This window comes from Scytonema hankhaensis NUACC26, assembly GCF_045865695.1.
Lineage (GTDB): Bacteria > Cyanobacteriota > Cyanobacteriia > Cyanobacteriales > Nostocaceae > Scytonema.
Map to the genome: position 1 here is coordinate 17,989 of NZ_BAACAP010000130.1, position 11,591 is coordinate 29,579.

Here is an 11,591-nt window from a genome sequence, read left to right on the forward strand (position 1 = left end):
CGCTGATGGACGCGGATAAATTTGTACTTCAGTGGTCTGGGAAGTGCTATGTCAAGTTGGTTTTTCAAACATAATCGATGGCAACCTTATTAAGTAGTACACTACTGGGGTAGATCGGTTTGAGGAAATAGCAGGCTGAATTCTTGGAGGTTTTTGATAGTTGGCCAAGATTGAAACTGCGATCGCCGTTTAACAGCAAGTCGCATGAGTCGATCTAATTGTTCTGATTCAGAAAGATTGTTAATTTCGTCTAGATAAGTTTGAATTCGCTGCTGCACGGATGTTTTCCACTGGTCGTCGGGTAGATTCCAAGTGAAAAGAAATTGTTGTTCGCCAGAACAAGTGTCGGAATTTGCAGGATCGCAGTCTGGTTGACTGGCGGCTACAGCTTTAACTTTGTTTGCAAACTCATCAGGTACGCTACTGACTCCATTGATGATAGTACCTGTTGTTATCTGCTCGGCATACTGCTGCAAACTAGTTCGCTTCTCGGAAAAAACTGGATTTTTGAAGTCAACCATTAGCAGTGAAGCAATAAATTTGTCAGTAAAAATTTTTGCAGAGCGCATTTGGGTCAACAGGAACAAATCTTCTGCTGATGGTACGGGTACAAAAAAAGCAAAGTAGGTGGAACCTTCTTGCTCATATAATGGCGAACCATCCGGTTTTTGAAAGTCAGATTGAACCAGTTTGAAGTTATGAATTTTTAGGTAATTGTCATAATCATTGCGTTTAAATTGAACAGGCTCAATAGTGTAATTGAGGTTTAACGCTGTTTTTAGGGCTGAATCCCACAGGAAAAAGTCATTGGGAATTCCCGATATGTCGCTGTTGGCTGGACTGGTATTTGCTCCGTTACTTTCTATATTAGTGGAGGTGAAATTGATGGTAGTATTGGTGGTGAGATGACGCAACATCTCATTGACATTAGCGAGCCGAATAGTTCCTTCTTCGTTTTTTACGCGATCGCGCAGCCAATTTTGGTGGTAAGTTTGGAATCCACTTCTGATAACTCGCTCGAGAATCTCAGCACCCTTTAGATTCTGAAAGATTTGCTCTTGTGCAACAGCGATAGGTACGTTCAAAGGCGATATTTTTGCGCGTTGGGAATGCCAATTGTTCCAAGGAAACGCCAATTCTTTCATAATCACCACCCCATTATGATGACAGTCGAAACATCCATGCCCCATAGTTTGAGGTACCCGTGCCATAGGTGAGTCACCAGCCCAAGCCCATACCCTGGTTGAAATATTTTGGGTTTCGCCTACTTGTGCCTGGAATTCATAAAAGTTGTATCTCTTGGCTTGAGCATTCCATGAAATCACTTGCAGAAAACTAGAATCTCCTCCTGGTGGTGCATTGAGCAAAATCTGAGCACTGCTGGTTGGGCTTGTTCCCCAAGTCAGGACATAACGCAGGTTACGAGGTTCTTCTCGTGAAGCCACTGTAGTTGGAATCTGGCTACCTTCTCCTAGCAAGTAGTTGGCTTGTTGAAGGTTTAACCCAGAGTTGGAAATTTCAGTCACAATGGCATCAACACTGTCTGGAAAAATACCTTTGCGAAGAATAGCTGTGGCGAAAGGATCGTTAAGATTCTCCCCAATTTCCTGTTCCGTCATAGGTGCTACACACGAGTCTATTCCGTCAATGAAACGAAATATCTTGCCAGATTCTACTGGAGCGCAGTTTGCGTTAGCTTGTGCAACGAGGGTTCGTTCTTGGGGAATCGTGAGAACCTTTGGGTGTTTTTCTTGAGAACTCCTTAATTGAAAATTACCTATTGCAAATTGTTTTTGTGTTACCGTTAGAGCTTGGGCTGGGAGTGAATGACTCACAAAGCACGAACTTCCCGATACAAACACTATGAACGCAGTGAGAATAACAAATTTTGCTAAACCAATCTTATGCATTTTTGCCTCACCTTCTTTTTTCGTTCAGTTCAGCTTGAAAAGCTTTCCCTATTATCTAGGTGCTAGCAAAGGCGACTTATGCAGTGAATGAAATACAGATTTATCTGCGTTCGTCTGCGTTCGTCTGCGGTTCCATAACTTTTTTATTAACGCTCGTTGGGTTGAGGCGATCGCGTTACCCAACAAACTCTGCACTCATGTTGGGTTTCGTTCCTCAAACGCCACTTCACTCAACGGGAGAAACCCCCGCACTTTTTGTGGCTCCCCAACCTACAAATATTATAAACGTTTAACCGAATATGATATAATGAGCCCGCGCAGGCGGGCTTTGTTTGTATAGCCCCACATTTCCAATGTGAGAAATCCGGGGAAATCTGTTAAGAAAAATTTTCAATTTCTACAGGTTCAACTGGTTCAGCCAGTTCAAAACCAAAAATTCGTGAGTAGAAGTACAGTTCTCCATCCAAAGCACGTTTGATATTCTGGGCATTGCGAAAACCATGCTGCTCGCCCTCAAAGGCAACGTAGGCTACAGGTAAACCTTTACGTCGCAGAGCTTCGACCATTGCCTCAGATTGGTTGGGCAGAACAATCTTATCTTCCAATCCTTGAAAGAAGATCGCCGGACAGGCAAGACGTTCTGTAAAATGGATTGGCGATCGCTCCTGATACAGTTGACGTTGTTGTGGGTATGGACCGATGAGACCATCCAAATATCGTGACTCGAATTTGTGCGTATCCCGTGCCAGGGCTTCAGTGTCACTCACTCCATAGTAGCTTGCGCCTGCTTTAAATGTGTCTCGGAAAGTTAAGGCACAAAGCGTTGTGTAACCACCTGCACTCCCACCAGAAATTGCTAGGCGATTTGCGTCTACTTCCCCCCGTTCTACTAAATAAAGCGCACCACAGACACAATCATCAACATCCGCAATTCCCCATTGACCGTTTAGCTTCTGTCGATACTCGCGACCGTAGCCCGTACTACCACGGTAATTTACATCAAGAACTGCTATACCTCGGCTCGTCCAGTACTGAATGCTAAAGTTGAGGCTGCTTGAAGTTGCTGCTGTTGGACCGCCGTGACTTTTTACAAGTAAGGGAGGTTTTTCACTATCAGGGGCGGTGTAATCGTGGTTTTGTGGCGGGTAGAACAGGGCATAAGCTGTGTCTCCGTTGGATGTTGGGAACTCAATTGTTTGAGGTGTTGAAAGATAGCCTGTATCAATGGTGACTTCACTAGAGCGCCGTAGAATCTCATGTTTTCCTGTCTTTAAATCTATCTGCACAATAGCTCTTGACTGGGTAGCAGAAGAACCGATGAAGACTACCTGTCCGGAGGCTGCGTGTAGCGAATCAATTTGCGTGTAAGGAACTTCTATCTGTTCCAGGTCACCTGTTGTTGTATCAAGACTTGCCAAATACCATATGCCTTGCTGAGTATAAGAACAAACAATCCGGTTAGTTGACTCAATTGCATAGGTGGACGTACCCAGTATCCATTGGGGTTTGCCAAATTCAGCCTCTATTTTAGTGAGCGGTTCCACGTTACCATTTTGCCACCGATAGAGATTCCACCAGCCTGTTTTGTCAGAAATAAAGTACAAGTTGCCATCGGGTGACCATTGCGGTTGGAAAATGGATTCCTCTGAACCGCCTGCAATTCGTTCGGTATTTCCCACAGAACCGTCGGCTTTTAATTCTCCAACCCACAGTTCCGTACTGTCCCAGGGCATATTGGGATGATTCCATGTTATCCAAGCCAAGCGATCGCCATCCGGACTGAGGCGAGGTGCAGCATAAAAGTCATTACCATAGACTAATATTTGAGTATTGCCATCCCCCTCTAGTTGTAAGCTAACCAGCGTATTGATCGGTTCGCGTCCGCCAACAGTATGGTCTTCAGACACGCAAATAATCCGGTGTCTTTTGCGGTCAAACTCACCATCTGCATAGCGTATAGTTGCTTCAGGTGTGACGGGAGAAGGTTGTGTTCCAACATCTTGACGATAAAGACGTTGGTCGGCAAAGTTGGAAAAGTAGATCGTGCGATCGGCAACTAGGAAAGAGCCTCCACCATACTCATGAACTCGAGTCCGCACATTGAAGGGAGTGGGTGTCATATCTTGAGTTTGTCCATCTGCGGTTCGTCGGACAACAACATTCCTTCCTTGCTCCCAAGGACGCAACTCGCTCCAGTATATGTCTTCGCCATCAAGAGCAATTTGTCCCAATCCGATAGTGCTTGAAGTTAGCAAATCTGTTGTGATGGGCGATCGCCAAGACCCTAATGGTGTTACTTGTGGTTTTAAGTTACTCATGTTTTTGTAAGAACGCTCAAAAGCTTTATTGTATAGGAATCCTAAATGATTTATGAAAAACTTTAAGTACTGTAGGTAGGGAAGACAGCCCACCAACTAAAGCTTTTGTGCGGCTAGGAGAAAACTCTATTCCTTTGTCACGGTTATGTCCCGAAAGCCAGTCAAAGAGCGATAAGTATGTAACGCTCTTTTATTACTTTCGCGACTATTAAATTTGAAACCCTATTTTTAGGTTAGTTCTTGCCTTGCGGACGAGCGTTTGTTTAGCCGCGACTTCCAGTCGCCTCGTTTATTCTCTCCCCAGATTTATAGAAGAGCGGTAACAGCCAGTACTAAAGCTCAGTTTCCCCATCAAAATGCTAATAAGAGTCCTGCCCAGATGTTTCCCGACGCCCAAGCAGGACTCAGTTAACTAAATAGAGAAGTAACATATGTTACTTTCTCTTAGTCCTTAAGATAGATATATCAGTCTTAGGGATTAGAAAAATAGTATTCTCATTGAAGCTGTAGGTATCATAGTTTTTCCATTACGGTGTTAGTCAGCCAAAATAGAAGTATTAGTCTCGATCGCGAATACTAGCTTTATGACTGACAAACCTATCTACGACTTGAACATGACCGATACCGAATATGCTGCTCTTGTGGCTAAAGGCTACAATCCCGATTTCGAGCGCGATTTGGTAGAGGTTTTTGGTGAAGACGCACAAAAGGCAAAGAAGTTAACCCGGTTTATAGGGCTTATCAAAGGAAAATCACCCCAAACGGATGAGGAGTGGAAAGAGGTTTTGGCTTCCTGGGACGATTGCTCGTAGGACTTCGGGCGTATCTTAATACCAGCACTCAGCTCGAACAGCCGCATATCCGCAACTAGAACGAGAATAATTTGTCTCCCATTAGAATGAACTTCTTATGTAAAAGTTCTCACTTTATGTACTGCCCAATGGGTTTAAATTGTCGGGAGATGGTAGGAGTCTCCTACAAATGTCCCAATATCTCGACCTGCATGGAAAATTCTTGCAAGCCCTCAATGGCCAAAACTCTCTTTTTTGTCCTCAATCAACAAATGTGCCAACTAGAAGATATTAAAGTTAACGATCGCTCACTTGATGAACTGTTGACAGAAACAAACCAAGATATAGAATCTTTGATGAGCAATGTAGATAGCTTTGCCATCGCTCAACGCACAAGGGATTAATCAGTTCGTTTTGATGTGCCAACTGACAACAGCATGCATCACGCAAAAGGCGACATCACTTAGGGCGTTGACTTTGAAATGCACTCTAACGTAAGCGCCATTGCATCCCAAAGGGCGTTAAGAGAACCATCACTTCGCCGATTCAAATTTTTAAGGCTGCTCTTTCTCTTCGCTCTGATTACGTTCCTGGTGCCACTCACAGTCCCGTTGCATATGTGGAAGGAATTTACGTCAAAGATGAGTATCGAAAGCTTGGTGTGGCGACATCCTTTAAGAAGGATTGCAATCTACAGGTTTGTGCCATGAATCATGAGCCGCAGCAGTAGGGAGCGCTGTAAGTATAACTTCCCCCTTATCGTTGATTATCCACCCAGCAGCTTCAACAATTTGTTGTGGTGATATGGGATAGGGTTTGCCGATCGCAAGAGGGGATTTGTTATCCTCATTGTTGGAATTGAGAGTTATCCAGTTAACTTGCACCGCATCAGACCTCAACATTTCGTAGGGGCTAGCTGGTAAACCACCATGACCAGTGATAACAAAAGAACTAGCTTGTTCCGAGGTGTTGGAAAGACAAGTAGTGTCAATTTGACCTGAAGTATCAACTAAGTTTACAGGCAGAGCAATTAGCCCTTGGCTAGGATCTGCTTCTGGTATGTTGAGTTCTACCGTACCATTAAATTGAAGTCCCAGTTCTGAAGAGGCGGTAATGTCACTCTTTGAGGTAAGTTGTTCGCTAAACTGAATACCAAAAATACCTCGGGCATTCACTACTACCCGTCCACCAAAACCTTTTTGGGCATTGGCAGTGATGTCGCTATTTTCCAACGCAACTAAAGTATTAGTAGATATGGTAAGGTTTCCGCCACTAGAACTGTTGTGGGCATTGGTAGCGATCGTACTTCCAGAACGCATTACCAAGTTTTGCGAGTGGATGGTGATGTTACCAAAATCACCTTTGTTAGTATCAGCAGTTATTATGCCTTGGTTTTTCAGTAGCAGAAAAGGAGCATTAATTAAAACACTACCTGCTGCCCCTGTACCTGGAGGAGCTTGGTTTTGGCTTTGGAAGTTGCTAACGTTAATGGTAGCACCATCACGAATCATTAACCGATCCGCAGTGACTGTGATATTGCCTCCATCACCATCGCCTTGGTAAGCATTAGCAAATAATCCACTACGACCTGTTTCACGAATGCCAGCCAATTCCACATTCTCAGCTTCAACTTGCAAATTACCAGCATCTCCTGAACCAGTAGTAACAGAAGCTATTTGACCACCATCCACAACTAAATTTCGGGTTTGAATATTCACATTCCCACCCTTGCTATTACCAGAAGCTGAAAATACTATTATTTTTGATGGAGATGTATTTGCGAAGGGTAAGGTTGTTGCATTTGGTGGTGATGGGTTGTCAAAAAGTTGAGTGGTGGTAGGGGGAGGGGGAGTGGCGGTAGGTTGAGTGGCAGCTGGGGGATTTGTTCCAAAGCCAAGGGTACTAGACTGTATCTGAGCGCCTGCCCTAACTTGCAAACTTTCAGTTTCAATACTTAAATTACCTCCATTGCCAGTTGCTCCAGGAAAAACTAAGGAAAATATGCCACTAGCGTCTAACGAAGAACTGCCACTAATTTGAATATCTCTAGCTTTCACGCTTAAATTGCCAGCAAAACCATCCCCAAACGTTGCACTTTGTATGCGACCCCTATCACTCAAGAACAAACTTTTGGCTTCAATGGTGATATTGCTGCCATTACCCGTTGCACCTGATGCCACATTAGTAAGTATGCCACTGTAGACTTTATTATTTGGACGATTGACTATCCCTTGTATTTTTAGGGATTCAGAAGCAAAGACATTTAACATTCCTGGTTTGCCCGAACCCAAAGTGTCTGTAACAATAACTGAACCATCGCTCAGGCTAATGTTCTTACCTCGCAGTTGAATACTACCTGCACTGTTACCACTAGTATCAATAGATGCAGCATTCCGAAGTTCTATGTCAGCGTAGTTAATTCCTTGTCCTGGTTGAAGTTGTAATTGCCCATCGCGATTAACTAGAGAAACTTCACCGCTATTGACCGACCAAATTTCGACTCTCCCTTGTGGAAGTGTAATATTTCCCCCATCCAACACCACATTCGATCCTACTAGAGCTATGGTTTTCTCTGCTGTTTGGGTCGTGTAGTGCAGTCCCGGTGGGCGATTGCTGGGGTCTAAGCGATGATCGGAATTAACATTAGTCTTAAAAGTAAAAGTGACTAAATTGTTGCCATTACCGCTCACACGAATGCTACTGTTAGAATTTGACCCATATTGCAATCCAATGGGAACGCTAATTGCCAGTATTGGTGTAGTTTGAGGAGCAGTCGCACTGAATTGGTAGCCATCTGCAAATTTTAGACTGTTCGCTGTAGTTGCTAAAAACGAGCCACCTATATTTAATGAAGCATCTCTACCAAAAATAATTCCATTTGGATTAATCAGAAATAAGTTAGCTGTGCCATTAGCACGAATCAAACCATCAATGTTCGAGACTGACCCACCTGTTACCCGACTAAAAATGTTTTGAATATCTTGAGCATTATTGAAGAACGCTGTACCCCCTGTGGGGACAGAAAAATCTTTAAAGCTATGGAATAAGTTGCTTCCTGCTTGTGTTCCCCCAGTAATTATACTGGTGTTTCCATCAACTGTAACGCTGGAATTACTAGGTAAAGTGTTATCTGGATTAATTTGAGCAAGTACATCATCGATCGAGAGTACGAGTGTCAAAGACACGGCTGCGCCGAACGCACCTATTGCAATTCCAAAACCTAAAAACCAACTCCAGCCATTACTTATCTTAAACATTACTATTAAGTATTAAATTTCTTGAAGATTAAGTATCAAAATTAACTACAACTGACTTTTCATCCTCAGTCAAAAGTTCTACGCACAACTTAGTATTTTATTTACAAAACTTCATACTACTTGTTTGTCAATGTACCAAGGGCGATACCTAATGCGCGTGAGTAGCCTTATTAGGAGGGCATCGGACTTGGGGAAAGCGATCGCTTTGACAAGCTTTTTTATACTAAACATAAAATTAATTTTGTATCGGTTATCAGTCTAATATACGTAAAAAGACTGATAAATTCCGGATAAAAAAACTTTTATTGCCTAAAGGAAATCGGTATTCGTTTGCGCTAAATCCATTCGCAAATACTGAGGTGGTACACTATCTACCAACCATACTCCATTGTCCGAACAATAAAAGGTGTAACCTGCTTGGTGCATTGCAGCTGCATCTACCGCAAATACAACAGGTTTACCGTGTCTTGCGCCGACAATTTTTGCTGTGGCAATATCCTTTGATAAATGTACGTGATGGCGAGACATTTTACACAACCCAGTTTGCAGTATTAGCTCCACAGCTTTGTGTCCGGTACCGTGATAAAGCACGTCTGGAGGAACAGCAGATCGAAGATGCAAATCAATATCTACACTGTGTCCTTGGTTTGCGCGAATTAACGTACCTGTTTCATCAAAGGAAAAGCGTTGTTTATCGTTGTTTGCAACAACTTCATCGAGTTCGTCACGACCGATCGGAAATCGGTTTCTTCTACAAGCTGCTAAAAGATCTTTGACTGCAACCCAGCCACCAGGAGAAAGTTCAATTCCAATGCGATCGGGTTGATGTCGGAGGTGTCTGCTAAGATATTTACTGATTTTAACTAGCCGTGAATTATCCATAGTTTACTTTATTAAAGCAATTCTAAATCTTTCATAAAAATTTTAAGTAGGGTGGGCAATGCCCACCACTAAAACTTTTGTGTGGCATTGCCCACCCTACCCCCTATGTTGTAAAAATTCTTTGACAGCTCGAACAATACAAGTCTCATCCTGAAACTCAGAATTATTAATCTTTAAATCCCAAGGAAGATCGACTAATTGCCCAAAACTTTTTAAGCGTTCTCTTAAAACTGCTACAACAAAAATTAACTCATGCATCTGTACGACTTACAGAGCATGAGTCAAAGGGTATCAATGTGAAAGACAAGGTATACATATTTGATTTCTTGATGCGAATACACCCTGTGGTGAAAGATCGACGCACCCTGTATTAAAAGAACTGGCACCCTGTGTTAACTAATTCCAGTATGCAGTAGGGAGAAAAGTTTTTTCTCATTCAACAGTAGCATTTACAAATTACGTCTTTAGATAGAGACAAATGAGGAGCAGTAGTTTGTACTACGGATTTGTTTAGTTGAATGCTTTGCTTCTCGCAGTGAGTCTACAATTTAACTCTTTCCGTTAGAAGTCCCGCACTGTATTCCTCTTAGGAATCAGTGCGCTCGTTGAATAACGGCAACATTTACGAATAGTCCTCCAACTAATGTTTGGCGCAGTCAGACAAAGTTGGAGGACATATGAGTATTTGTTAGTCAGGTCGCGATTGAGATTCAACATATTTCTTCAACGTTTCGACTGTTACTCCACCACATGAAGCAATGAAGTAAGAACCGCTCCAAAATACATCTTTCCAATAAAATTGATTAATATGATTTGCGAATTCTTTTCTTAGATATCGGCTCGTAACTGATTTCAAATTGTTGATAAATTTTGGTAAATCTGTTTGAGGAGTATATCTAAATAGTAGATGAATGTGGTCACTTTCACCATTAAACTCTATCACTTCACAGTCCCACTTCGAAAGTAATTCTTTGAGAATATCTGCTAATCTTACCAGCATTTCATCTGTAAAAGCTTTTCGTCTATACTTGGTCACTAACACTAAATGCGCTTTTAGGTCTGAAAGCCCTCTGGCACGAGACAAATATTTTTCTGTCATTCTTGACACTCATTCAAATTTTCGGTACTCTAAATTATAGTTAAGAATAACACTGATAGTCAACAAAGGAGGTGAGGCAGGGATGAAAGTAAGCTACCAGTACCGTATTAAGCCTAACACTGAACAAAAGCAGAGGCTAAATCATGTTAGGAGATTATGCCAATATCTTTATAACAGGATGCTGGGAGATAAATCAGACTGGTGGGAAAACAATCGTTGTCCAGTAGGTAGCTGTTCAATCATCTCTTGTCCTCTCCCAGAACTGAAAGTTAATCCTAAATACAATACTCATCAAGACTTATTACCTTTTCTTAAAGAAGACTTAATTTTAGTTGAGTGGTCTGGAGAATTACTAAACCTCAGTAGTGTTTACTCTCAAGTTTTACAGGATACTGTTAAACGTGTCCATAACGCTTTTGACCGTTACATAAAAGGAGATAAAAACGGAAAGCGTAGCGGTAAACCCAGATTCAAATCAGAATCAAGTTTCAAATCATTTACTTACCCTCAAGCTTTGGATAGTTGGATTAAAGGTAACTTTATTAAACTTCCAAAGATAGGTGAAGTAGAAATAATCCTCCATCGTCCTCTACCTGAAGGGTTTAAGGTCAAAACTTGTATTGTTTCCAAAAAAGCCGATGGTTGGTATATCACTTTATTATTAGAAGATAGAAGAGTACCCGATGTACCATCAATAGAAATTCTCCCGATTGTTGAGAATTCTATCGGGTTAGATGCGGTATTAGAGGGTGAAACTTTTATTGCTACTTCTGAAGGTGAATTGTTACCCTCAGTAAAAGCATTTCGCGAAAATCAAGATAAGTTAGCAAAAATATCTCAGAAGAAGTCTGTTAGAAAAAAAGGCTCTGCGCGTCAACGTAAATTGGCCAAAAAGGAAGCTAGACTACATCAGAAAATTGCTCGTTCCCGTAAAGACCACCACTTCATAACAAGTCATAGATTGACCAGAACGGGTAAAAAGGTCTTTTTTGTGGAAGACTTAGACTTAAAGAATCTTACCTTACGAAACAAGCCCAAACAAGATGAAAACGGTAAATTCTTACCAAATCATCAAGCTCAAAAAAGCGGGTTAAACAAAAGTTTTTTAGATGCAGGGTTCGGACAGTTTGTTGATATTTTGTCTTACATAGCCGAAAAAGCTGGGGGACAGGTTATCAAGGTAAAACCAAACTATACGAGCCAAATTTGTTGCAATTGTGATGCCTATGTACCGAAAGAGTTATCAGATAGAATTGACGATTGTAGAGCGTGTAATGTTGGCATTATAAACCGTGATATCAACGCGGCAGTCAACATAAAACGAGTTGGATTGG

The 11,591-nt window shown here is 42.0% G+C and carries 10 protein-coding genes; 4 read left to right on the forward strand and 6 right to left on the reverse strand.

Translation table 11 applies throughout. The features are described 5' to 3' along the window. Positions 1-101: 101 nt before the first annotated feature. The gene (locus ACKTT2_RS07735; RefSeq protein WP_407885378.1) at positions 102-1,910 is read right to left on the reverse strand and encodes a hypothetical protein; all 1,809 of its coding nucleotides are present in this window, start codon (positions 1,908-1,910) and stop codon (positions 102-104) included. An 83-nt stretch (positions 1,911-1,993) separates the two neighbouring features. Here ACKTT2_RS07735 and ACKTT2_RS07740 point away from each other — a divergent pair, with 83 nt between their 5' ends. Next, positions 1,994-2,203 (forward strand): hypothetical protein, encoded by a 210-nt coding sequence (locus ACKTT2_RS07740; protein WP_407885379.1) that lies wholly within the window; start codon positions 1,994-1,996, stop codon positions 2,201-2,203. Positions 2,204-2,287: 84 nt separating this feature from the next. Here ACKTT2_RS07740 and ACKTT2_RS07745 read toward each other — a convergent pair whose 3' ends face one another. Next, entirely contained in the window at positions 2,288-4,228 is a 1,941-nt protein-coding gene (locus ACKTT2_RS07745; RefSeq protein ID WP_407885380.1) for a S9 family peptidase, read from the reverse strand. Between the two features lie 584 nt (positions 4,229-4,812). On the opposite strand from ACKTT2_RS07745, the gene ACKTT2_RS07750 reads away from it, so the two are divergent. Then, positions 4,813-5,040: a hypothetical protein gene (locus ACKTT2_RS07750; RefSeq protein ID WP_407885381.1), complete on the forward strand. Its 228-nt coding sequence runs from the start codon at positions 4,813-4,815 to the stop codon at positions 5,038-5,040. Between the two features lie 215 nt (positions 5,041-5,255). Beyond that, positions 5,256-5,423: a hypothetical protein gene (locus tag ACKTT2_RS07755; RefSeq protein ID WP_407885382.1), complete on the forward strand. Its 168-nt coding sequence runs from the start codon at positions 5,256-5,258 to the stop codon at positions 5,421-5,423. 270 nt (positions 5,424-5,693) lie between these two features. On the opposite strand, the gene ACKTT2_RS07760 is transcribed toward ACKTT2_RS07755, so the two are convergent. From ACKTT2_RS07760 to tnpA, 4 genes are all read right to left on the reverse strand, one after another. Continuing rightward, entirely contained in the window at positions 5,694-8,276 is a 2,583-nt protein-coding gene (locus ACKTT2_RS07760; RefSeq protein WP_407885383.1) for a two-partner secretion domain-containing protein, read from the reverse strand. Between the two features lie 309 nt (positions 8,277-8,585). Continuing rightward, positions 8,586-9,158 (reverse strand): RNA 2'-phosphotransferase, encoded by a 573-nt coding sequence (locus ACKTT2_RS07765; RefSeq protein ID WP_407885384.1) that lies wholly within the window; start codon positions 9,156-9,158, stop codon positions 8,586-8,588. A 96-nt stretch (positions 9,159-9,254) separates the two neighbouring features. Continuing rightward, a complete protein-coding gene (locus ACKTT2_RS07770) occupies positions 9,255-9,416 on the reverse strand; it encodes a hypothetical protein (protein ID WP_407885385.1) in 162 nt (53 codons plus the stop codon). A 430-nt stretch (positions 9,417-9,846) separates the two neighbouring features. After that, positions 9,847-10,257: an IS200/IS605 family transposase gene (gene tnpA / locus ACKTT2_RS07775; RefSeq protein ID WP_407885386.1), complete on the reverse strand. Its 411-nt coding sequence runs from the start codon at positions 10,255-10,257 to the stop codon at positions 9,847-9,849. 82 nt (positions 10,258-10,339) lie between these two features. Between tnpA and ACKTT2_RS07780 the strand changes: the two genes are divergently transcribed. Further along, a partial coding sequence (locus ACKTT2_RS07780; protein WP_407885387.1) for an RNA-guided endonuclease InsQ/TnpB family protein occupies positions 10,340-11,591 on the forward strand: 1,252 nt, incomplete at its 3' end.